The sequence below is a fragment of the Luteibacter aegosomaticola genome (genome assembly GCF_023078475.1).
GTDB lineage: Bacteria > Pseudomonadota > Gammaproteobacteria > Xanthomonadales > Rhodanobacteraceae > Luteibacter > Luteibacter aegosomaticola.
Genome location: NZ_CP095741.1, coordinates 3,936,405 through 3,958,784, shown reverse-complemented (window position 1 = coordinate 3,958,784; position 22,380 = coordinate 3,936,405). Strand labels below are relative to the sequence as shown.

Below are 22,380 nucleotides of genomic sequence, written 5' to 3'. Positions count from 1 at the left end.
GTCAACGCGGTTGGGGCGGGATGGCACCGAAGATGGCAAATTCACGTGGCCTGCACGCGCAGGTAATCGAAGAACTCGGCAGCTCGATCGTGAGTGGCGTGCTGCGCCCGGGCGACCCGTTGCCTGGTGAGGCGCATCTGGCCGCGCAGATGGAGGTGAGCCGCACGATCTTGCGCGAGGCGCTGAAGGTGCTGGCCGCCAAGGGGCTGATCGAGACGCGGCAGAAGACCGGCATGCGCGTGCGCGATGCCCGGTTCTGGAATCATCTCGATCCGGACGTGCTCTCCTGGCGTTGTGCGTCCATGCCCACCGAGGACTTCGTCGGCAAGCTGGTGGAGATGCGCGGCATCATCGAGCCCGCGGCGTGCATGGCCGCGGCGCGTCGTCGCGATGCCGTCCAGTTGGAAGCCATCGGTAACGCGCTGGATGCGATGGAAGAGGCGCCTGACCTGGATGCCTGGGCCGAGGCCGACCTGCGCTTCCACGAAGCCGTGCTGGCGGCGACCAATAACGAGCTGCTTAGCTCGCTGTTCTCGGTGATCGAAACCGCGCTTGCTACGTTCTTCGTGATGTCCGCGCGCACGGCGAAGAACTTCAAGTACTCGCTGCCGCACCACCGCGCGGTCTACGAAGCGATCCGCCGCCGCCGGCCGAACGAAGCGGCCGACGCCATGCGCGCGATGATCGACGACTCCCGCGCCAACATGCGCAAGGGCAAGAGCAAATAGAACTGGTTCATTCGCTGAAGCGAATGCATGTGTTGAGCGGCTAGCGCCGCCTTAGGCTGTGGGTTTGTCGGGGGTCGGGGGCGGTCAGGGCCTTGCGGCCGCCAGTCGCGGACCTTCGGACCGGGCCGTAGGCATCTCTTTCTCGAAACGCGTGACGTTGCGCGGCCCTCCGCTCATGTCGGCCGCAAGGCCCTGACCGCCCCCGAGTCCACACGTCTCGTTGCGTGGGGCAAGAGCTTGTACACCGAAGCCTTGCGTCCTGTCGGCGCGCCGCTGCAACGCTGCGAGCTCTCCTGCAATCAACCTCAACACTGGGGGCGCGGGTGGGTAGGCCTTGGGGGCCGACATGAGCGGAGGGCCGCCAAACGCTTCGGTTATCGCGATAACGGCGCTACGGCCCGGTCCGAAGGTCCGCGACTGGCGGCCCCCAAGGCCTGCCCACCCGCAGCTTCCTCACCCCACCACGGACGACGCGGCGATCGCCGCTCAACACACGCATTCGCGCCAGCGAATGAACCGAAAAAAAGGGCCGGCAATCGCCGGCCCATAGGATGTTGTAGAAACGTGCGTCGCTAGCAGCACCTGCCGCCGGTCCCGCGATACCTCGCTTCCTGCCGCTCCCGGAAAAACTCGCCGTAACTCGGCACGGGGCGTTCCGGGTGGTGTTCGCGCAGGTGTTTTACGTACACATCGTAATCGGGCACGCCGCAGCAGAGGCGGGCGGTTTGCACCGCCCACTTCCACAACGAACGCGGCGATGCCGGGTGGTAGCTTTCCATCGGCATGCTCCTTACGGGCTCACGCTCGACAGCGCGACATACGGTTCCTCATGCGCCGTGGCGTGGTTGGCACGCCATGCACGTGCGATGGCGCGCAGCGAGAAGAACAGCATGGTCAGCACCAGCAGCATGAACAAGCCGGTGAGGGCCATGTCGACGCGGTTGTTGGTGATGATCCGCTGCATTTCGTCGACCGATTTCGCCGGGGGCAGGAACTTGCCCGCCGCGGCGGCCTGGGCGTACTTGTCCGCCGCTGCCGTGAAGCTGATCTTGTCGTCGAACAGCTTCTGCCAGCCTGCGGTCAGGGTGCACACCACCAGCCACACGGCCGGGATGCCCGGCACGAGCACGTAGCGCTCGCGCTTGAGCTTCACCGTGACCAGCGTGGCCAGCATCAGCGCGATCGCGGCCAGCATCTGGTTGGCGATACCGAACAGCGGCCACAAGGTGTTGATGCCGCCCAGCGGATCCACCGCACCCTGGTAGAGGAAGTAGCCCCACAGACCGACGCAGATCACCGTGGCCAGTACGTTACTGACCCAGGAGTCGGTCCGCTTCAGCGGTGCATATGCCATGCCGGCCAGTTCCTGGATCATGAAGCGGCCCACGCGCGTGCCCGCATCCACGGTGGTCAGGATGAAGAGCGCTTCGAACAGGATGGCGTAGTGGTACCAGATATCCATCATCTCCGCGCTTGGCATCAGGCCGTGCAGCAGTTGGGCCATGCCGACGGCCAGGGTCGGTGCGCCACCGGCGCGGCCCAGCACCGTCGTTTCGCCGATCTGCCTTGCGGTGTCGCTCAGTTCAGCCGGGGTGACCACAAAGCCCCACTGGCTGATCGTGGCGGCCGCTTCCTGCACCGTGGTGCCCACGAGGGCGCCCGGTGAGTTCATGGCGAAGTACACACCCGGGTGCATCGACGCGGCGGCGATCAGCGCCATGATGGCGACAAAGGCCTCCATCAGCATGCCGCCGTAGCCCACCATGCGGGCTTCACCCTCGTTGGCCAGCAACTTCGGCGTGGTGCCCGAGGCAATGATCGAATGCCAGCCGGAGACGGCGCCGCAGGCGATGGTGATGAACAGGAACGGGAACAGGTTGCCCTGGAACACCGGGCCGGTGCCGTCGATGAACTGCGTGACCGCCGGCATCTGCAGGGTCGGCGCCGACAGGAAGATAGCCAGTGCGAGCAGGGCGATGGTGCCGATCTTCAGGAAGGTCGACAGGTAATCGCGCGGGGCCAGCAGCAGCCAAACCGGCAGCACCGAAGCGAAGAAGCCGTAGCCGATCAGTAGCCAGGCCAGGGCCTTGGCGTCGAAATCGAACAGGTGGGCGAGCGCTGGCGTGTCGTAAACCACCTTGCCGTAAAGGATCGCCCCGATCAGCAGGATCAGCCCGAGGATGGATACCTCGAGAATCTTGCCTGGGCGGATGTAGCGCAGGTACAGGCCCATCAGCAGGGCAATGGGGATCGTCGCGGCCACCGTGAACGTGCCCCACGGGCTGTGGGTCAGCGACTTCACGACGACCAGGGCCAGCACGGCCAGCACGATCATCATGAGTACCAGCACGCCCACCATGGCGATGACGCCGGGTACTTCGCCCAGCTCTTCGCGCAGCATGTGGCCGAGCGAGCGGCCATCGCGGCGGAGCGATAGCCCAAGGATCATGAAATCCTGCACGGCGCCGGCGAAGACCACGCCGACCAGGATCCAGAGCATGCCGGGGAGATAGCCCATCTGTGCGGCGAGCACGGGGCCGACCAGTGGGCCGGCGCCGGCGATGGCGGCGAAGTGGTGGCCGAACACCACCCACTTATCGGTCGGAACGTAATCGAGGCCGTCGTTACGTAGCACCGAGGGCGTGGCCCGGCTCGGATCGAGCTGGAGCACGCGGTTGGCGATGAAGCGGCTGTAGAAGCGGTAGCCGATAAGGAACACCGCGATCGAGGCAGTGACGATCCAGATGGCATTGATGGGTTCGCCGCGGCGCAGGGCCACGACGCCGAGGCACCAGGCGCCCACGATGGCGATGGCGGCCCACAGGATCTTGCCTGCCGGGCTGGGTTTAGGAATGGCGCTTTGCATGGTGTTCTTGGCTCCCCTTGCGGTTGTGACAAGGGTCGCCCCCGGGCCCGTGGGGGTCAATGATTCACAGGGCTTGCACGTATTAGCCATTGGTCGAATGGAAACGACTTGAGCCGGGGCGCTGCACAAGCCATGCTGGCGGCAACCCCACTCCCCGCGGCCAACCGATGATTCGCGAGATCCTGAAAATGGGCGATGAGCGCCTGTTGCGCATCGCTCCCCCCGTGTCCGATGACATGGTGGGTTCGCCCGAGTTGGATGCCCTGATCACCGACATGTTCGACACCATGCACCACGCTGGCGGCGTGGGCCTTGCGGCGCCGCAGATCGGCGTGGACCTGCAACTGGTGATCTTTGGCTTCGATAGCAGCGAGCGCTATCCCGATGCGCCACCGGTACCGCAGACGATCCTGCTCAACCCGGTGATCACACCGCTATCTCAGGATATGGAAGAGGGCTGGGAAGGGTGCCTGTCGGTGCCGGGGCTGCGGGGTGCGGTGAACCGCTATTCGCTGATTCGCTACCAGGGCATCGACCCGCAGGGTCAGCCGATCGACCGGACCGCCGAGGGGTTCCACGCAAGGGTGGTGCAACACGAATGCGACCACCTGATCGGCCGCCTTTATCCGTCGCGGATTACGGACTTTACGAAGTTCGGCTTTACCGAGGTGCTTTTCCCCGGGATGGATATTGGCGACGACTGAGGGCGTCGCTTAACCGCTTCGTCGGCTTATCGCGCGCTTGCGCGCGATGCTCTTATTCGGCTTCGGCGAGCGCTTCGACGATGACCAGGAGGGCCTTGCGGCGCTCCTTGGGCAGGCGGCTGACGAGGCCGACCAGGCGCAGCTGCTCACGGGAGTCGGCGCGGTAGAGCGCGGGGCTCTCCTTGACGCCGGTGGCACCGCTCGGCGAGCCGCGGCCGGTGGCTAGCCACTCGAAGTTGACGCCAAAGCGGACGGCCATATCGATCTGGCGCTCGAGTTCCGGGAGGCCAAGATCGCTAAGCCACTTGCGTGCCGTTTCCCGGCTGACATCGAAAAGATCGGCCAGCTGAGTAATGCGGCCGCGGCCTTTCTTGACGCCAGCCATGTCCAGCGCGACATGCAGACGTTGAGAAAAACCTCGGTTGGTAAGTGGCATAACAACTCCGGTGGAACGCTTTTACGGCGCAAAAGACCCGGTATTGTTGATAGCCCGGGCCGGGAGCGTAAGCCCTTGACAGTTGCCAAGTCGTGCAATTTACGACTGCTTTTCGTTTTTAACGTTCAAAACGAAACGAGTTGACCGATTTTCTCATTTCATCCGCCTTCTGGTGGGCGACCTCGGCGAAATCCGATCCACTGCTGGCGTAGATGATGGCGCGGGACGATGAAATCATCAGGCCGGTGCCATCGGTGGTCTGGCCGTGCTGCATGACGGCGGCGATGTCGCCACCCTGTGCGCCGATGCCGGGAACCAGTAATGGCATGTTACCTACAATTGCACGCACGCGACCTAGTTCTTCTGGCCAGGTGGCACCCGTCACCAGCGCGCAGTTGCCGTTGCCGTTCCAGTCCCTGGCCACTGCCTCGGCGACGCGCAGGTACAGCGGCAGACCGCCGCAATCCAGCGCCTGGAAATCCGCACCGCCGGGGTTGGATGTGCGGCAGAGCAAAATAACGCCCTTGTCGGCATGCGCCAGGAAAGGCTCGGCCGTGTCCTTTCCCATGTAGGGGTTGAGGGTGACGGCATCGGCATCGAAGCGATCGAAGGCTTCGACGCTGTACTGCTTTGCCGTCGAACCGATATCGCCACGCTTGGCGTCCAGGATCACGGGGATGCCCGGATGCTTATCGTGGATGTGCCGGATTACCCGCTCGAGCACGCCTTCGGCGCGCTGGGCAGCGAAGTAGGCAATCTGTGGCTTGTAGGCGCAGACCACATGGGCGGTGGCGTCCACGATCTCCCGGCAGAAGGTAAAGAGGCCTTCCTCGCCCGACAGGCCTTCCGGCAGGCGGCCCGGCTCGGGATCGAGCCCCACGCAGACGAGGGAATCGTTGCGACGCCAGGCGTCCTTCAGCGAGTTCATGAAGTTCACGGGCAGCGCTCCGGTGGAATGAGATGAGTGTAGGAGCGCGCTTGCGCGCGATGCTCTGGCCAAGGACCGGGGCCAGACCCATCGCGCGCAAGCGCGCTCCTACAAGGGGTGCGGGCACCCCTGATAGGTAACGTTCTTAGACCAGCTTCTTGTACTTGACGCGCTTCGGGCCGGCATCGTCGCCAAGGCGGCGCTTCTTGTCGGCTTCGTACTCGTTGTAGTTGCCGGGGAAGAACTCGACGTGCGAGTCGCCTTCGAACGCGATGATGTGCGTGGCGATGCGGTCGAGGAACCAGCGGTCATGCGAGATGACCACGGCGCAGCCCGGGAACTCAAGCAGGGCGTCTTCGAGCGCGCGCAGCGTTTCGACGTCAAGATCGTTCGACGGTTCGTCGAGCAGCAGCACGTTGCCACCCTGGAGCAGGGTCTTGGCCATGTGCAGGCGGCCGCGCTCACCACCGGAGAGCTGGCCAACGATCTTCTGCTGGTCGGTGCCCTTGAAGTTGAAGCGGCCGATGTACTGGCGCGACTGGATCTCGAAATTGCCGATGGTCAGGATATCCGAGCCGCCCGACACTTCCTGCCACACGTTCTTGCTCGGATCGAGCGCATCGCGCGACTGGTCGACATAGGCGAGCTTGACCGTGTGGCCCAACTTCACCTCGCCGGAATCCGGCGTTTCCTTGCCCATGATCATTTTCATGAGCGTGGACTTACCGGCGCCGTTCGGGCCGATGACGCCGACGATGGCGCCGCCCGGGATCTTGAACGACAGGTCTTCGATGAGCACGCGGTCGCCGAACGACTTGGTGACGTTCTTGAACTCGATCACTTCCTGGCCCAGGCGCTCGCCCGGCGGAATGAAGATCTCGTTGGTTTCGTTGCGGCGCTGGTACTCGACCGAGTTCAGCTCCTCGAAGCGGTTAAGGCGCGCCTTACCCTTCGACTGGCGGCCCTTGGCGGCCGAACGAACCCACTCGAGTTCCTTCTGGATGGCCTTCTGGCGCGACTTCTCCTGGTTGGCTTCCTGCTTCAGGCGCTCGTCCTTCTGCTCCAGCCACTCGGTGTAGTTGCCCTTCCAGGGAATGCCGCGGCCGCGGTCGAGCTCGAGGATCCACTCGGCGGCGTTGTCGAGGAAGTAGCGATCATGCGTGACCGCCACGACGGTGCCGGGGTAGTCGTGCAGGAAGGTTTCCAGCCAGTCGACCGATTCGGCGTCGAGGTGGTTGGTGGGCTCGTCGAGCAGGAGCATGTCCGGCTTGGAGAGCAGCAGGCGGCACAGCGCCACGCGGCGCTTTTCACCACCGGAGAGGGGGCCGATCAGCGCATCCCAGGGCGGCAGGCGCAGGGCATCGGCTGCCACTTCGAGCTGACGCTCGAGGGCGTGGGCATCGTTCGCGGCGAGGATGCCCTCCAGGCGCTCCTGGCGCTTGGCCAGGGCGTCGAAATCAGCGCCTTCCTCGGCGTAGGCCGCATAGACTTCTTCCAGCTCCTTCTGGGCATCGAGCACCTCGGAGACGCCTTCCTCGACGGCTTCACGCACGGTCTTGGTCGGGTCGAGATCGGGCTCCTGCGCCAGGTAGCCGATCTTGGTGCCCGGGTTGGCGCGCGCCTCGCCCTGGTAGTCGGTATCGACGCCCGCCATGATCCGCAGGACCGTCGACTTGCCCGCGCCGTTGATGCCGAGCAGGCCGATCTTGGCCCCCGGGAAGAACGACAGGGAGATGTCCTTGATGATCTGGCGCTTCGGGGGGACGATCTTGCTCACCCCGTTCATGGTGTAGATGTATTGCATGGACGCTCCGTCAGGAAAGCCTGGCCCCGGGCGCGGAAAGCCCCCGCTGGGCAAACCCCTATTATAGCCGGTTGCGTGGGCAAGGCCGTGACCATGACGGCATTCAGGGCCCCCGGTAGCCGGGACCGGGGGCCGGTGCCGCGCCCGCTCAGGGCTCGCGGTAGTCCAGGAAGGCGCGGATGCGCTGCTGGTTCTTTTCCGAGTAGACGTGGCAGGGCCAGTAGCCAGGCGTGAACGCGGACATATTCGTCTGGCAGGGCCAGCGGTTCTCAGCGTCCTCGTGGACTGCGCCGAACGTGTGCCCCAGCTCGTGCGCGACGGTGCTGGAGGTGCGCACGCTTGCCATGGCGTAAGGCGTGCCGGCGTAGGCTATGCCAAGGCCGTCGCTGACCGGCGAGCCCTGCACCACGAGAACCATGCGGATGGCGCGGTGATCCGTACCACCCAGCCCTTCCAGGACAGGCGTTGCAAGGCGGCGCCAGTCTGCCAGGGCCCTGTCGTGGCCATAGGGCATGGATTCAAGCCCCTCAAGCTTGCGATGGATATGGATCCGGATGTCCTGCCCTGGGGTGACATCGGCCCTCATGTGGCCGAGCCAGTTGCTGACGTGCTCGTTATGGAAGTCCTGGTCGCTCATTTCGACGTCCTCGTGGATCACGAAATGAACGTCGAGCACCGGGGGTGGGGCTGCCTGAACGGGCAGGGCGGCGGCCAGGGTCATGCCCAGGGCCAGGAGTCTGGTTTTCATGGAATTTCCTTTTCGTTGGGGATTCGGACGTTCCTCGTCCGGGGGCCAGCTTAGGCACGTTCAGCCCATAGGCGCGTCAGGGTCTTGCCCGTCTCGGTGTAGGCGATCCCTGATCATCCCTCCGGTTCGTGCCGCCCGGGCTTGCCTCGCTGGCCGCAAACCCCCACCTCAGCTACACTTTTCGCCTTCCCCACCGCTTTCCGCACGAGGTTGAGATGTTCCCGAAGGATGCAACGATCGCCGGCTATGACGACGAACTCGCCCAGGCCATCGCCAACGAGTCGCGCCGCCAGGAAGATCACGTCGAGCTGATCGCCTCGGAGAACTACGCCAGCCCGCGCGTCATGGAAGCCCAGGGCTCCACCCTGACCAACAAGTACGCCGAGGGTTACCCGGGCAAGCGCTACTACGGTGGTTGCGAATACGTGGATGTGGCCGAAAAGCTGGCCATCGAGCGGCTGAAGAAGCTGTTCGGTGCCGATTACGCCAACGTGCAGCCGCATTCGGGCTCGCAGGCCAACCAGGCGGTCTACTTCGCCCTGCTGCAGCCGGGCGACACCATCCTGGGCATGAGCCTGGCCCACGGCGGCCACCTCACCCACGGCGCCAAGGTCAACCTCTCGGGCAAGATCTTCAATGCCGTGCAGTACGGCATCGATCCGGATACGGGCCTGGTCAACTACGACGAGATCGAAAAGCTCGCCGTCGAACACAAGCCGAAGATGATTGTCGCCGGCTTCTCGGCCTATTCGCAGGTGCTCGACTGGGCGAAGTTCCGCGAGATCGCCGACAAGGTCGGTGCGTACCTGTTCGTGGACATGGCCCACGTCGCCGGCCTCGTCGCCGCGGGCGTTTATCCGAACCCGGTGCCGCACGCACACGTCGTTACCTCCACCACGCACAAGACCCTGCGCGGTCCGCGCGGCGGCATCATCGTGGCCAAGGGCCTCGGTGAGGAGCTGGAAAAGAAGCTCCAGTCGGTCGTGTTCCCGGGCATCCAGGGCGGCCCGCTCATGCACGTCATCGCCGCCAAGGCCGTGGCGTTCAAGGAAGCGCTGGAGCCGTCGTTCACCGATTACCAGAAGCAGGTCGTCGCCAATGCGAAGGCCATGGCCAAGACGCTGATCGCGCGCGGTTACAAGGTGGTTTCTGGCGGTACCGAGAACCACCTCATGCTGGTCGACCTGATCGGCCGTGAGACCACCGGCAAGGACGCGGAGGCGGCGCTCGGCAAGGCGCACATCACGGTGAACAAGAACGCCGTTCCCAACGACCCGCGCTCGCCGTTCGTCACCTCGGGCCTGCGCGTCGGTACGCCGGCGATCACCACCCGCGGCTACAAGGAAGCGGACACGATCGAACTGGCCCACTGGATCTGCGACGTGCTCGACGCGCCGAACGATGACGCCGTCATCAAGGCCGTGCGCGAGAAGGTGACGGCGCAGTGCAAGAAGTATCCGGTCTACGGCTGATCGATGCATTGTCCGTTCTGCCAGCATGAAGACACCCGCGTCATCGATTCCCGGCTTACCGAAGACGGTGGCACGGTGCGCAGGCGGCGCGAGTGTCCGCAGTGTGGCGAGCGTTTCAATACGTTCGAAACCGCGGAACTGAAGCTCCCGGCGATCGTGAAATCAGGCGATCGCCGCGAGCCCTTCGACGAACACAAACTACGTGTCAGCTTCGAGCGTGCGTTGCAAAAGCGCCCCGTTGCCAGCGATTCGGTCGACGCGGCCACGCGCGCGGTCATGAACGACCTGCGCCGCAGTGGCGAGCGCGAGGTGCCCTCCCGTCAGGTCGGCGAGCTGGTCATGCGCGAGCTCAAGGCGCTCGACCAGGTGGCCTACGTGCGTTTTGCCTCGGTGTACCGGCGTTTCGAGGATGTCCACGCGTTCCGCGAGGAGATCGAGAAACTCGAACGCGATCTGCCCTCGCTGGAAGGCCTGCAACTGCCCCTGCTCGAGGCGGCGCGTCGCGGACGCAAATCCTGATGACCCGCCCGTTTTTCCCGGCCATGGACCATGTCCACATGGCCCATGCGCTACGCCTCGCCGAGCGCGGCCTGTTCACCACCCAGCCCAACCCGCGCGTCGGCTGCGTTATCGCGCGCGGCGAGACGGTGCTGGGCACGGGCTGGCATCCGAAGGCGGGCGAACCGCATGCGGAAGTATTCGCATTGCGCGAGGCCGGTGAAGCCGCGCGGGGTGCTACCGCTTACGTCACGCTCGAACCGTGCGCCCACCATGGCCGCACGCCGCCTTGCGCCGATGCACTGATCGCCGCCGGTGTCGGCCGTGTCGTCATCGCCCACGAGGATCCGTTCACCCAGGTGGATGGCAAGGGCATCGAAAAGATCCGCGCCGCCGGCATTGGCGTGCAGATCGGCCTGATGCGCGATGCGGCGCACGAACTGAACATCGGCTTCTTCAGCCGGATCCAGCGCGGCCGCCCGTGGGTGCGCGTCAAGCTGGCGATGAGCCTGGATGGGCGTACCGCGCTCGCCAACGGCGCTTCGCAGTGGATCACGGGCGAGGCAGCGCGTGCCGATGGCCAGCGCTGGCGTGCACGCGCCTCCGCGATCCTTTCGGCGAGCGGTACCGTGCTCGCGGATAACCCGCGCCTTACCGTGCGCCTGCCTGAGGGCGAAGCGTTCGTGCCGCCGTTGCGTGCGGTACTCGATACGCACCTGCGCACGCCGGCGGGTTTCAACGTGCTGGATGGCAGCGCGCCAACGGTGCTGTTGCATGCGGCCGATGCCGTGGTGCCGCCGCACCTGCGGGACGTGCAGCGCGCCGTGATCCGTGCGGAAGAGGGCAAAGGTCTCGACTTGCGCGCCGCGCTGCACTGGCTGGCGCAGCACGATGTCAACGAAGTGCACGTCGAGGCGGGTCCCGTACTTTGCGGTGCTTTGCTGGCCGAAGGCCTCGCGGACGAGCTGCTGATTTACATCGCCCCCGTGCTGCTGGGCCACACCGCGCGGCCCATGCTGCACCTGCCGCCGTTGGATGACATGGCCTCGCGCTGGAAGCTCGAAACGATCGATCGCCGCCAGGTCGGCGACGATACCCGCCTGCTGATGCGGCCCACCGTATGAAGACCGTGCGCTGGGGCATCATCGGCTGCGGCGCGGTTACCGAATTGAAAAGCGGCCCCGCCTTTTCGAAGGTGCCGGGCTCATCGCTCGTCGCCGTGATGCGCCGCGACGTCGCGAAAGCGCGTGACTACGCGGAGCGGCACGGCGTGCCGCGCTGGTACGACGATGCCGCGCAGCTCATCGCGGATACGGAGGTCGACGCGGTCTACATCGCCACGCCGCCATCGAGCCATCGCGCGTATGCACTCCAGGCCATCGCTGCCGGAAAGCCCGTCTACATCGAAAAGCCGATGGCGCTGAATCATTGCGAGTGCCTGGATATCGTCGAAGCGGGCAGGGCGGCGAACGTACCGGTGTTCGTGGCGTACTACCGCCGCGCGCTGCCACGCTTCACCACCATCGCTGGCCTGCTGCGCGATGGCGTGATCGGCACGCCGCGCTTCGTGAACGTGGTGCTGCACCATCCGTTCGAAGCGCAGTACCAGGACCCCGCGAATCTGCCGTGGCGCGTGCGCCCCGAGCTTTCCGGTGGTGGCATTTTCGTCGATATCGGTAGCCACACCCTCGACATCCTGGATTTCCTGCTCGGCCCGATCACCGAGGTCCATGGCATGGCCCGCAACCAGCTGGGCGCTTACCCCGCTGAGGATGCGGTAGCCATGGCGTTCGCCTTCGGCAACGGCATGCTCGGCACGGGCCTGTGGAACTTCGGTGCCGACCGCCGCGAGGATCGCGTGGAAATCGTAGGCGACCGTGGCCGCCTGGTCTTCGCCACCTTCGGCGATGGCCCGATCCAGGTGGAAACCGATGGCAAGGTCGACAACCTTTTGATCGAAAACCCGGCACACATCCAGCAACCGTTGATCACCACGATGGTGCAGGCGTTGCGGGGGGAGGGCGCATGCCCCTCCACCGGCGAAACCGCCGCCCGCACCAACTGGGTGATGGACCAGGTGCTCAACCCAACGTGACCGCCACCAGGTAGGAGCCCACCCTGTGGGCGACGCCGTTCGCGATAACGCTACAGGCCGTGCGGCGGTGAGGCGAAGGATGTCGCCCACAGGGTGGGCTCCTACGGTAAGGCCGGGGTTGCAGTGGATAGGGATAGCCCCATGTTATGCTTCGCAACACATTCAAGCGTCTTCAGGGCGGGGTGTAATTCCCCACCGGCGGTAGGTTTCCCTGGGTTTTCCTGAGGAAATGAGCCCGCGAGCGCTCCCGGCACCCGCCGGGAGGTCAGCAGATCCGGTCGAATTCCGGAGCCGACGGTCATAGTCCGGATGAAAGAAGACGGCACCATGCGTCCCTTGCGGGGCGCGTGGCGCCATGCGCCTTGGGACGTTTTTCGCCTCACTTAGCGAGAAACGCCATATGTTCACCGGCATCATCCAGGCTGTTGGCCGCATCAAGCGGCTGGAACCCCGCGGCGGCGACGTGCGCCTCGTGGTCGACACCACTTCCCTCGACATGGCCGATGTCGCCCTGGGCGACAGCATCGCCGTGTCCGGCGTCTGCCTCACGGTGATCGAGTTCGACAGCACGAGCTTCGCCGCCGACGTCTCCAACGAGACCCTGGCCATGACCTCGCTCGGCAAGCACAAAGCGGGCGATGCGGTGAACCTCGAAAAAGCCCTGCGCCTGGCCGATCGCCTCGGCGGCCACCTGGTGTCGGGCCACGTCGATGGCACCGGCAAGGTGGTATCCGTGGTGCCCGATGGGCGCTCGCTGCGCTGGACGTTTGAAGTGCCGCGCGATCTCGCGCGCTACATCGCCCATAAGGGCTCGGTCTGCATCGACGGCACCAGCCTCACCGTCAACGAGGTCGATGGCACCCGTTTTGGCGTGAACCTTATTCCCCATACGGTGGAACACACGACGTTCGCGGCGCGCCGCCCGGGCGACACGGTGAACATCGAAGTCGACGTGGTGGCCCGCTACGTGGAGCGCCTGCTCTCCAGTGGTGGCGCGCCGCGTCTGGACGAAGGTTTCCTCAAAGAACACGGTTTCGCCTAAGGGGCGCACGCACATGGCATTCAACACCATCCCCGAGATCGTCGAGGACCTGCGCCAGGGCCGCATGGTCATCATCGTCGATGACGAAGACCGCGAGAACGAAGGCGATATCGTGATGGCCGCCGAGAAGGTGCGGCCGGAAGACGTGAACTTCATGGTGCGCGAAGCACGCGGCCTGTTGTGCCTCACGCTTACCGAGCAGCGCACGCGCCAGCTCGGCCTGAAGCCGATGGTCTCGGACAATAACTCGCCGTACCACACCAACTTCACCGTCTCGATCGAGGCGGCCGAAGGCGTGACGACGGGTATCTCCGCGCACGATCGCGCCCACACCGTGCAGGTGGCCGTGGCGAAGGATGCGAAGCCGTCGGATATCACCATGCCGGGCCATGTGTTCCCGCTGACGGCGCAGCCGGGCGGCGTGCTGACCCGCGCAGGGCATACGGAAGCGGGCTGCGACCTGGCCGCCATGGCCGGTCTTGAGCCAGCCGCCGCGATCATCGAGGTGCTGCACGACGATGGTTCGATGGCCCGTCGCCCCGAGCTGGAGGCTTTCGCCGCGAAGCACGGGCTGAAGATCGGCACCATCGCCGACCTGATCCGCTACCGGCTGGAAACCGAAAAGACGGTCGAGCGCGTCTTCGAAGAGGACGTGCAGACCGAATTCGGCCCGTTCCGCCTGGTGGCTTACCGCGACGCGATCCGTCGTGGCCTGCACTTCGCGCTGGCGCGGGGTGCCATCGCCGACGGCGAACCCGTGCTTACGCGCGTGCATGTGCGCAATACGCTTTCCGACGTGCTGCACCTGAAGCGCGACGACCTCGGCCAGACCGTCACCGAGGCGCTGCGCCGCATTGCCGACGAAGACCGCGGCGTGCTGCTGGTGCTTTCCGGTGAAGACACGCCCGAGGCGCTGCTGGGCCGCCTGCGTGGCGACAAGCAGCCGATGCCGGCACCCAAGGATGACCAGGAATGGCGCCAGCTTGGGCTGGGCGCGCAGATGCTCGCTGATCTTGGTGTCAGGCGCCTGCGGGTGATCGGCACGCCACGGAAGTTCGTGGGCATTTCGGGCTTTGGCCTTGAAGTGGTCGCGCAGGACAGCTAAACCTGACCCTATGCCTGTCTCCTACGATATCCAGCTGATCGCCCCCGCCGGTTACCCGCACAACCCCGATGCCATGAAGCTCGGGGTCGAACGCCTCGAACTGGCGGGCCATCGGGTCCATGGCAAGGAGGTGCTGAAGCGGCGCGACTTGCGCTTCGCCGGCACCGACGCCGAACGTGCGGCTGACCTCAACGCCCTTGCCGACCCGACGACACCCCTGGCTGACATCGTGCTCGCCATCCGTGGCGGCTACGGTGCGCATCCCGTGCTGCCCCTGTTGGATTACGACGGCTTGCGCGCCCGCCTTGGCGGGGCGCCGGTCGCCCTGGTCGGCCATAGCGATTTCACCGGCCTGCAGTGCGCCTTGCTGGCGCGCAGCGGCTTGCCCACCCTCGGCGGGCCCATGCTTGGGCCCGACTTCGGCGCCCCTGAGCTCGATCAGCTGACCTGGAAGCATTTCTGGCACGCGCTGGCGAGCGAGGAGGCCCAGGCTGGCTGGGACGTCCCGAGGCCCGCGTCCGATCTGAGCGTGGAAGGCACGATCTGGGGCGGTAATCTCGCGATGCTAGCCGGCCTGGTCGGATCGCCGTATTTCCCCGAGATCGACGGCGGCATCCTCTACGTCGAGGACATCGCCGAGCCGCCTTTCCGGGTGGAACGCATGCTGTACCACCTGCTGCACGCCGGTGTGCTGGGACGCCAGAAGGCTCTCGTCATCGGCGATTTCACCAGCTGCCGGGTGGCGGAATACGACAACGGCTACGACCTCGACGTGGCCTTCGAGCGGATTGGCGCCGCGGCGGGCATCCCTCTGGTCCGGGGCCTGCCGTTTGGCCATGGCCCGGCCAAGTTCACCCTCCCGTTTGGCGTGCCCGGCCGGCTCGATGTGGCCGATGGCCGGGCCACCCTCGCTTTCAGCGGCCACCCGCGCCCCAAAACCCCGTAAAATACCCGGCCGCCAGGCGGCCACCCGCCCACAGGACACCCCAACCCATGAAGATCATCGAAGGCGATTTCGCCACCCCCAAGGGCCGTTTCGCCATCGTCGCCGGCCGGTTCAACGCATTCGTCGTCGAGCCGCTGGTGGAAGGCGCGCGTGATGCGCTGGTGCGCCACGGTGTGAAGGACGACGCGATCGACCTGATCCGCGTGCCGGGCGCGTGGGAAATCGCCCAGGCGGCCTACAAGGTCGCTGCCTCTGGCAAATATGCCGCCGTGATCGGCCTCGGTGCCGTCATCCGCGGTTCCACCCCGCATTTCGACTACGTCGCTGGCGAAGCCGCCAAGGGCCTCGGCCAGGCCGCGTACGCCTCGGGCGTGCCGGTGTCGTTCGGCGTGCTCACCACCGATAGCATCGAGCAGGCCATCGAGCGTGCCGGTACCAAGGCGGGCAACAAGGGCGCCGACGCGGCCATGGTCGCGATCGAAATGGTCAATCTCTACACGAAGCTGGGCAAATGAATAACACTCCTCCGCACGGTATCGACCTGGCCGCGCGCTCGCGTGCGCGGCGCCGTGCCCTGCAGGCGATCTACGCCTGGCAGGTGGGCGGCGCACGCATGGGCAACGTCATCGAGCAGTTCCGCCACGAGCAGGATATGCAGGTGGCCGACCAGGAATATTTCGAAGACCTGCTCCGCGGCGTCGAACAGCACATCAAGGAACTCGATGAAGGCATCAAGCCGTTCGTCGACCGCGATGTGAGCCAGATCGATCCGATCGAGCGTGCCGCGCTGCGCATCGGTGCGTACGAGCTGAAGTACCGCCCGGATGTGCCTTACCGCGTGGTGATCAACGAAGCCGTGGAAGCCACCAAGCGTTTCGGCGCCGACCATGGCCACAGCTATGTGAACGGCGTTCTCGACAAACTCGCGACGCACTGGCGTACGGCCGAGAAGCGATCCTGATCACCCGCGCGTTTCGTGCGCGCTGATGGAGCACGCATGGAATTCGACCTGATCGAACGCATCCGCCGGCACACCGACGTCCACCGTGACGACGTGGTGACCGGCATCGGCGATGACGCTGCCGTCGTCGCCGTGCCCGCCGGGCGGGAACTGGCCATTGCCGTGGATACCCTCGTCGAGGGCATCCATTTCCCCGTGGGTACGTCTCCGGCCGACATCGGCTGGAAAGCCCTCGCGGTGAATCTCTCCGACCTGGCTTCGATGGCCGCGACGCCCGCCTGGGCGCTGCTGGCGCTCACGCTGCCCTCGCCAGATGAAGCCTTCATCGACGGCCTGGCCCGTGGTTTCGCCGAGCTCGCCACGCCGTTCCGGCTGGCCCTGATCGGTGGGGACACCACGCGCGGTCCGCTGACCGTTACCGTCACCGTGCATGGCTTCACCACCCCGGGGCAGGCGTTGCTGCGCTCCGGCGCGCGGGTGGGCGATGCGGTGATGGTGACCGGGACGCTCGGCGATGCAGCGGCGGGCCTGCGTTGCCTGGCCGAAGCCGATGCCGCCCCGTATGCCGGTTTGATCGATCGCCTTAACCGGCCGACGCCGCGTGTCGCGGCGGGGCAGGCGCTGCGTGGCATCGCCACCGCTTGCATCGACGTGTCCGATGGCCTGATCGCGGATCTCGGGCATATCTGCAAGCAAAGCAAGGTGGGTGCGGAGATCGATCCGGCCCTGCTGCCGTTTTCCTCCGCGATGCTCACGCATTTCCACGACGCCGACGCCATCGAGTTCGCGCTGGCCGGTGGTGACGATTACGAACTCTGCTTCACCGTGCCGTTCGAGAAGGCCAACGACGTGGCGGCGGATCTCGCCCGCGTGGGCTGCGGCGCCACGCGGATCGGCCGCATCGTCGAAGGTGGCGCGGTGCGCGTGATCGACGCGAGCGGCGCCACTCGCACGCCGGCGCGTGCTGGCTGGAATCACTTCGCATGAGCGACAAATACGTCCTCGATGCCGCGGATCGCCGCCGACTGATGGCGACGCCCGCGGGCTGGATCGCCACCGGGTTTGGCTCGGGTCTCGCGCCCAAGGCGCAGGGTACATTCGGCTCGCTCGCGGCCATCGTGCCGTGGCTGCTGCTGTACACCGTGCTGCCCGTGTGGGGCTGGCTGCTGTTGATCGCGGTGTCGTTTGGCGTGGGTGTCTGGGTGTGTGACGTCGCCGGGCGCCTTATCGGTGTCGACGACCACCGCAGCCTGGTCTGGGACGAATTCGTCGGCCAGTGGATCGCGCTGCTTCCCGTGCTCATCGTGCCCGGCTGGGCGTGGATCGTGACGGGCTTCGTCCTGTTCCGCGTGTTCGACGTGTGGAAGCCGTGGCCCATCGCCTGGTTCGATCGGCGCGTGAAGGGCGGCCTCGGTGTCATGCTCGATGACGTGATCGCGGGTATCTTCGCCGCCATCGTCCTGCACCTTATCCAGTTCATCGTTCTTTAGGAGAACACCATGGAATACCGTCGCCTCGGCGCCACCGGCCTCAAGCTGTCGGCGCTGTCGTATGGCGCGTGGGTGACGTTCGGCCGCCAGGTCGGGCGCTCCGCCGCGCGCGAACTCATCGCGCTGGCCTACGACAACGGCATCAACTTCTTCGATAATGCCGAGACGTACAACGCCGGCGATGCGGAACGGCTGATGGGCGATGTCATCGCCGACCTGCGCCTGCCGCGCGATGCGTACTGCGTCTCGAGCAAGGTGTACTTCGGTGCGGTGACCGATCCCAAGCCGACCCAGCGCGGCCTCTCGCGCAAGCATGTGTTCGATGCCTGCCACCAGGCGCTGGAGCGCCTGCGTGTCGATTACCTCGATCTGTACTTCTGCCATCGCCCCGATCCGGATACGCCGGTGGTCGAAACCGTGTGGGCCATGGATACACTCGTGCGCCAGGGCAAGGTGCTCTACTGGGGCACCAGCGAATGGCCTGCGGAGCTGATCGCGGAAGCCCATCGCGTGGCGCGCGAAAACCACCTCGTTGCGCCGTCGATGGAACAGCCGCAGTACAACCTGCTGCATCGCGACCGTTTCGAGTGCGAATACGCGCCGCTGTACCGCGACTACGGCATGGGCACCACGATCTGGTCGCCGCTGGCGTCGGGTCTGCTTACAGGCAAGTACAACGACGGCATCCCCGATGACTCGCGCCTGGGTCACCCCGATTACGCGTGGCTGCGCGATGCGTTGCTGGAGAACGATGGCGCCCAGCTGAAGACCGTACGTGCGCTGGCGCCGATCGCTGATGATCTCGGCATGCCCCTCGCTCGTCTTTCGCTCGCGTGGTGCCTGAAGAACCCGAACGTCTCGACGGTAATCCTCGGCGCGAGCAAGCCCCACCAGCTCGAAGAAAACCTCAAGGCCCTCGACGCCGTCCCGCTACTCACCGACGAGGTGATGGCAAGGATCGCAGCGGCGCTGTAACACCGATCGCGCGCTTGCGCGCGATCATCCCCATGCAACCGAAGGATTGGATACATGTACAAGCGCCAACGGAAACAGCTCGCTTTTGCTTGCCTCATGGCCCTCAACGGATTCGCATTGGCTCACGCCGCGTCGGCCCCACAGCCGGCCGCCGCGGCGAACCCGGATCTCGCGAAACTCGAAGCCGAAGACCAGGCCGATCGCGCGTCCGGTTCCGGCAACATCGACTGGGCCGTCGTCAGCCAGCACGATGCCGCGCGCCGCGATAAAACACTGGCGCTCCTGCGCGCCGGCGTGGTTCGCAGTGCCGATGATTACTTCAACGCCGCGCTGATCTTCCAGCACGGGGAAGCAGTCGAAGACACGCAGCTGGCCTTCTCCCTGGCAACGACGGCAGCGCGCCTGGACCCGAAGAACAGTGACGCCCGCATGCTTACGGCGCAGGCATGGGATCGGATCCTGGTGAAAAGCGGTAAGCCGCAGTGGTACGGGACGCAGTTCAGTCGCGACAAGGCGACGGGCAAGTGGGTTATCAACCCGACGGATCCGACGGCTGTGACCGAAGCCCAGCGCGAAGCCATGGGTATTCCCACGCTGGCGCAGACCCAGGCTCACCTCGATGCGATGAACGCCCGCACAAAACCGTAGGAGCCCACCCTGTGGGCGACGCCGTTCGCGATCACGTCACAGGGCCTGTGGCGGTGGGGCGAAAGATGTCGCCCACAGGGTGGGCTCCTACGGCGCGATCGGCGATACGTCAGACGTCGCCGTAAAGGGCCTGCAGCATGGCTATAGCGGCGAGGCCGGCCGTTTCGGTGCGCAGGATGCGCGGGCCCAGCTTCAATCCGGTGAATGAGGCATGGGCTAGCGCCGCACGGTCGCGTTCGCCAAAGCCACCCTCCGGCCCGATGGCGATGATCGCGGAGCCGGTAAGGCCGAGCTCGGACGGCCGCTTATCGCCCTCGGGCAACAAAGCCAGGCGCATCGGGCCACCGTCGCCTAGCGAACCCAGCCATGCGTTGAGCGCCACGGCTGGTTCGATCACCGGCACCACGGCGCGCCCCGACTGCTCACAGGCGCTGGCGGCCACGGCGCGCCAGTGCAGCAGGCGTTTCTCGGCGCGGGCCGCATCCAGCTTTACTTCAGAGCGCTCGGTGATCAGCGGCACGATCCGGGTGATGCCCAGCTCCGTGGCCTTCTGCACGATCAGGTCCATCTTTTCACCGCGGGCGACGCCCTGGGCCAGGGTCAACGACAGCGGGGACTCGTTCGTGAGAGCGCGGCTTTCACCCACCAGCGCGACGACTTCGCGCTTGCCGACGCTGCTCAGCGTCGCATCGAATTCTTCGGCGGTATCGCCGGCGAACAACACCACGGGATCGCCGGCCTGCATGCGCAGCACGCGAGCGACGTGCTCGCCCGCCTGCGTGGGCAAGACCAGTTCCTGGCCGCTCGCCAGGGGTTGCTCGACGTGGATTCGGATGGTGCGCATGGGTAGCCCTGTGTCACGGAACATCCATTGTACCGGGCTGCGCGGGAGGCTATGGTCACCCCTTCGCGAAGGAGCTTTAGCATGCCGATCGCCTGGTATTTCGATTTCGTCTCACCGTTCTGTTGGCTGCAGTGGCCAGCCATCCGTGAGCTGGCGCGTACCCGTGAGGTGGCGCTGCGGCCTATCCTGTTCGGCGCGCTGCTGAAGCAGATGAACCACCTGGGTCCTGCGGAAATCCCCTGCAAACGGGAGTTTACGTACCGTTACGCGCTGTGGCGCGCGCGCCAGACGGGCATGCCCATGCGCTTCCCGCCCAGCCATCCGTTCAATCCGCTGCCGGCCCTGCGCCTGTGTGTCGCTGCCGGGAATACGGTGGAAGTGGTCGGGGCCATCTACGAATGGATATGGGCCCACGGCCGGGCGGCGGATACGCCTGAAGCGCTCGCACCGCTGGCAGCATCGTTCGGCATCACCGACCTGCGCGAAGCGCTCTCTGCCACCGAAGTAAAAGCCGAACTGCAAGCCAACTTCGAGCAGGGTATGCGCGACCGGCTCTACGGCGTACCCACGCTCGCCATAGGCGGCGAGCTGTTTTGGGGTGCCGATGCCCATGATTTCGCCATGGCCTACCTGGAAGACCCGGCCCTGTTCGCCGAAGGCGAAATGGCCCGACTCGGCGAACTGCCGGTCGGGCTTTCGAGGATTTAGGCGACTGCCTTCCCGATGCCCGCGATGGCGGTATCGACCATGAAATCGATCTCGTCCTCGCGGATGACGTACGGCGGCATGAAGTACACGATGTTGCCCAGCGGACGCAGCAGGGCACCGTTTTCCAGGCCATGCCGGTAAACGCGGAGCCCACGCCGCTCGTGGGCGGGGAAGGGCGTCCGCGTGGCCTTGTCGGCCACCAGTTCGATCGCGGCGATCATGCCGGTCTGGCGTACGTGGGCCACGTTCGGGTGATCGTTTAGCGGCGCGATGCGCGCCGCCATGTGCGCGGCCAGCACGCGGTTGCGCTCCAGCACGGGATCCTCCCGGAAGATCTGCAGCGTGGCCGTGGCCGCGCGGCAGGCCAGCGGGTTGCCGGTGTAGCTGTGCGAGTGCAGGAAGGCCTTGCCTGCCGCGTATTCCGCGTAGAACGCCTGGTAGACATCCTGCGTGGTGACCACGGCCGAGAGTGGCAGGAAGCCGCCGGTGAGGCCCTTGGAAAGGCACATGAAGTCGGGGGAGATGCCCGCCTGCTCGCAGGCGAACAGCGTGCCCGTGCGGCCGAAGCCCACGGCGATCTCGTCGGCGATGAAGTGCACGTTGAACTCATCGCACAGCGCGCGCAGGCCCGTCAGGTACGAGGCGTCGTACATGCGCATGCCACCGGCGCACTGCACGAGCGGCTCCACGATCACCGCGCAGGTCTCGTGCGCGTGGCGTTCGAGGATCGTGCGCATCTCGCCGAGACGGCGTGCGGCGATCTCCGCGGGCGTCTCGCCAGGTTCCCCTTCGTAAGTGTCGGGCGAGGGCGCGAGTTCCGGCGTGAGTAGCAGCGGCGCGTAGGTCTTGCGGTACAGCGCGACGTCGCTCACCGACAACGCGCCCAGCGTCTCGCCGTGGTAACTGCCGGTGAGTGCGATGAAGCGGGTTTTCTCGCCGTGGCCGCGGTTGAGCCAGTAGTGGAAGCTCATCTTCAGCGCGACTTCGATCGCGGCCGAGCCGTTGTCGGCCAGGAACACGCGCTCGAGGCCGGGCGGGGTGATCCGGACCAGTTCCTCGGCCAGTTCCAGGGCGGGCTGGTGGGTGAAGCCGGCGAAGATCACGTGCTCCAGCCGGTCGAGCTGGTCCTTCAGGGCCGCGCCGATGCGTGGCTCCGCATGCCCGAACAGGTTGGTCCACCAGGAACTCACCGCATCGAGGTAGCGGCGTCCATCCGTGCCAACCAGCCACGCCCCTTCGCCGCGCGCGACGGGTACCATGGGCAGGGTTTCGTGATCGTGCATCTGGGTGCACGGGTGCCAGAGGACGGAAAGATCGCGCTGTACCAGCGCATCGGCCGCCTGGGCGGCGAAAAGGGCATCAGTCATCCGCCCATGATCGCC

The 22,380-nt window shown here is 65.7% G+C and carries 24 protein-coding genes and 1 riboswitch; of the genes, 16 read left to right on the top strand and 8 right to left on the bottom strand.

Annotated elements, in window-relative coordinates:
- The first annotated feature begins 32 nt into the window (after window positions 1-32).
- Window positions 33-728: a FadR/GntR family transcriptional regulator gene (locus L2Y96_RS17685; RefSeq protein WP_247328817.1), complete on the top strand. Its 696-nt coding sequence runs from the start codon at window positions 33-35 to the stop codon at window positions 726-728.
- Window positions 729-1,300: 572 nt separating this feature from the next.
- On the opposite strand, the gene L2Y96_RS17680 is transcribed toward L2Y96_RS17685, so the two are convergent.
- Window positions 1,301-1,513 carry a YbdD/YjiX family protein gene (locus tag L2Y96_RS17680; RefSeq protein ID WP_247328815.1) on the bottom strand — a complete coding sequence of 71 codons (213 nt, stop codon included), beginning with the start codon at window positions 1,511-1,513 and terminating at the stop codon, window positions 1,301-1,303.
- 5 nt (window positions 1,514-1,518) lie between these two features.
- Entirely contained in the window at window positions 1,519-3,594 is a 2,076-nt protein-coding gene (locus L2Y96_RS17675) for a carbon starvation CstA family protein (RefSeq protein ID WP_247328813.1), read from the bottom strand.
- 167 nt (window positions 3,595-3,761) lie between these two features.
- On the opposite strand from L2Y96_RS17675, the gene def reads away from it, so the two are divergent.
- Complete coding sequence (def, locus tag L2Y96_RS17670; protein ID WP_247328811.1) at window positions 3,762-4,298, top strand: peptide deformylase; 537 nt, start codon at window positions 3,762-3,764, stop codon at window positions 4,296-4,298.
- A gap of 52 nt (window positions 4,299-4,350) precedes the next feature.
- Here the strand turns inward: def and L2Y96_RS17665 are convergent, their stop codons facing one another.
- From L2Y96_RS17665 to L2Y96_RS17650, 4 genes are all read right to left on the bottom strand, one after another.
- Window positions 4,351-4,734 (bottom strand): helix-turn-helix domain-containing protein, encoded by a 384-nt coding sequence (locus L2Y96_RS17665; protein WP_139984663.1) that lies wholly within the window; start codon window positions 4,732-4,734, stop codon window positions 4,351-4,353.
- A 118-nt stretch (window positions 4,735-4,852) separates the two neighbouring features.
- Window positions 4,853-5,671, bottom strand: a complete 819-nt coding sequence (gene pyrF / locus L2Y96_RS17660; protein WP_247328809.1) for an orotidine-5'-phosphate decarboxylase — start codon at window positions 5,669-5,671, stop codon at window positions 4,853-4,855.
- 136 nt (window positions 5,672-5,807) lie between these two features.
- Window positions 5,808-7,466, bottom strand: coding sequence for an energy-dependent translational throttle protein EttA (ettA, locus tag L2Y96_RS17655; protein ID WP_247328806.1), 1,659 nt, complete (start codon window positions 7,464-7,466; stop codon window positions 5,808-5,810).
- A 148-nt stretch (window positions 7,467-7,614) separates the two neighbouring features.
- On the bottom strand, window positions 7,615-8,214 hold the full coding sequence (locus tag L2Y96_RS17650; RefSeq protein ID WP_247328804.1) for a reprolysin-like metallopeptidase: 600 nt from the start codon (window positions 8,212-8,214) through the stop codon (window positions 7,615-7,617).
- 215 nt (window positions 8,215-8,429) lie between these two features.
- Between L2Y96_RS17650 and glyA the strand changes: the two genes are divergently transcribed.
- The 13 genes from glyA (at window position 8,430) to L2Y96_RS17585 (ending at window position 19,446) form a co-directional block, all read left to right on the top strand.
- Entirely contained in the window at window positions 8,430-9,686 is a 1,257-nt protein-coding gene (gene glyA / locus L2Y96_RS17645) for a serine hydroxymethyltransferase (protein ID WP_247328801.1), read from the top strand.
- Between the two features lie 3 nt (window positions 9,687-9,689).
- Window positions 9,690-10,205, top strand: a complete 516-nt coding sequence (gene nrdR, locus L2Y96_RS17640) for a transcriptional regulator NrdR (RefSeq protein WP_247328798.1) — start codon at window positions 9,690-9,692, stop codon at window positions 10,203-10,205.
- Between the two features lie 38 nt (window positions 10,206-10,243).
- The gene (gene ribD / locus L2Y96_RS17635; protein WP_425492629.1) at window positions 10,244-11,308 is read left to right on the top strand and encodes a bifunctional diaminohydroxyphosphoribosylaminopyrimidine deaminase/5-amino-6-(5-phosphoribosylamino)uracil reductase RibD; all 1,065 of its coding nucleotides are present in this window, start codon (window positions 10,244-10,246) and stop codon (window positions 11,306-11,308) included.
- The gene (locus L2Y96_RS17630) at window positions 11,305-12,279 is read left to right on the top strand and encodes a Gfo/Idh/MocA family protein (RefSeq protein ID WP_247328793.1); all 975 of its coding nucleotides are present in this window, start codon (window positions 11,305-11,307) and stop codon (window positions 12,277-12,279) included. Before ribD ends, L2Y96_RS17630 begins: the two co-directional genes overlap by 4 nt.
- Before the next feature lie 164 nt (window positions 12,280-12,443).
- Window positions 12,444-12,604: riboswitch (FMN riboswitch) on the top strand.
- 75 nt (window positions 12,605-12,679) lie between these two features.
- The gene (locus tag L2Y96_RS17625) at window positions 12,680-13,321 is read left to right on the top strand and encodes a riboflavin synthase (RefSeq protein WP_247328790.1); all 642 of its coding nucleotides are present in this window, start codon (window positions 12,680-12,682) and stop codon (window positions 13,319-13,321) included.
- Window positions 13,322-13,334: 13 nt separating this feature from the next.
- Window positions 13,335-14,426 (top strand): bifunctional 3,4-dihydroxy-2-butanone-4-phosphate synthase/GTP cyclohydrolase II, encoded by a 1,092-nt coding sequence (gene ribBA / locus L2Y96_RS17620; RefSeq protein WP_247328787.1) that lies wholly within the window; start codon window positions 13,335-13,337, stop codon window positions 14,424-14,426.
- A gap of 10 nt (window positions 14,427-14,436) precedes the next feature.
- Complete coding sequence (gene ldcA / locus L2Y96_RS17615) at window positions 14,437-15,372, top strand: muramoyltetrapeptide carboxypeptidase (protein ID WP_247328785.1); 936 nt, start codon at window positions 14,437-14,439, stop codon at window positions 15,370-15,372.
- A 47-nt stretch (window positions 15,373-15,419) separates the two neighbouring features.
- Window positions 15,420-15,887 carry a 6,7-dimethyl-8-ribityllumazine synthase gene (gene ribH / locus L2Y96_RS17610; RefSeq protein ID WP_247328783.1) on the top strand — a complete coding sequence of 156 codons (468 nt, stop codon included), beginning with the start codon at window positions 15,420-15,422 and terminating at the stop codon, window positions 15,885-15,887.
- Window positions 15,884-16,333 (top strand): transcription antitermination factor NusB, encoded by a 450-nt coding sequence (gene nusB / locus L2Y96_RS17605; protein WP_247328781.1) that lies wholly within the window; start codon window positions 15,884-15,886, stop codon window positions 16,331-16,333. The genes ribH and nusB overlap by 4 nt, the downstream gene beginning before the upstream one ends.
- A 36-nt stretch (window positions 16,334-16,369) precedes the next feature.
- A complete protein-coding gene (thiL, locus tag L2Y96_RS17600) occupies window positions 16,370-17,320 on the top strand; it encodes a thiamine-phosphate kinase (protein ID WP_247328779.1) in 951 nt (316 codons plus the stop codon).
- Window positions 17,317-17,823 (top strand): phosphatidylglycerophosphatase A family protein, encoded by a 507-nt coding sequence (locus L2Y96_RS17595; RefSeq protein ID WP_247328777.1) that lies wholly within the window; start codon window positions 17,317-17,319, stop codon window positions 17,821-17,823. The genes thiL and L2Y96_RS17595 overlap by 4 nt, the downstream gene beginning before the upstream one ends.
- 9 nt (window positions 17,824-17,832) lie before the next feature.
- Window positions 17,833-18,798 (top strand): potassium channel beta subunit family protein, encoded by a 966-nt coding sequence (locus L2Y96_RS17590; protein WP_247328775.1) that lies wholly within the window; start codon window positions 17,833-17,835, stop codon window positions 18,796-18,798.
- Between the two features lie 54 nt (window positions 18,799-18,852).
- The gene (locus L2Y96_RS17585) at window positions 18,853-19,446 is read left to right on the top strand and encodes a hypothetical protein (protein WP_247328773.1); all 594 of its coding nucleotides are present in this window, start codon (window positions 18,853-18,855) and stop codon (window positions 19,444-19,446) included.
- Between the two features lie 109 nt (window positions 19,447-19,555).
- Here the strand turns inward: L2Y96_RS17585 and L2Y96_RS17580 are convergent, their stop codons facing one another.
- The gene (locus L2Y96_RS17580) at window positions 19,556-20,290 is read right to left on the bottom strand and encodes a 16S rRNA (uracil(1498)-N(3))-methyltransferase (RefSeq protein ID WP_247328771.1); all 735 of its coding nucleotides are present in this window, start codon (window positions 20,288-20,290) and stop codon (window positions 19,556-19,558) included.
- A gap of 81 nt (window positions 20,291-20,371) precedes the next feature.
- Between L2Y96_RS17580 and L2Y96_RS17575 the strand changes: the two genes are divergently transcribed.
- A complete protein-coding gene (locus L2Y96_RS17575) occupies window positions 20,372-20,998 on the top strand; it encodes a 2-hydroxychromene-2-carboxylate isomerase (protein WP_247328769.1) in 627 nt (208 codons plus the stop codon).
- Here L2Y96_RS17575 and L2Y96_RS17570 read toward each other — a convergent pair.
- A complete protein-coding gene (locus L2Y96_RS17570; RefSeq protein WP_247328766.1) occupies window positions 20,995-22,365 on the bottom strand; it encodes an adenosylmethionine--8-amino-7-oxononanoate transaminase in 1,371 nt (456 codons plus the stop codon). The genes L2Y96_RS17575 and L2Y96_RS17570 overlap by 4 nt on opposite strands.
- Window positions 22,366-22,380: the final 15 nt, after the last annotated feature.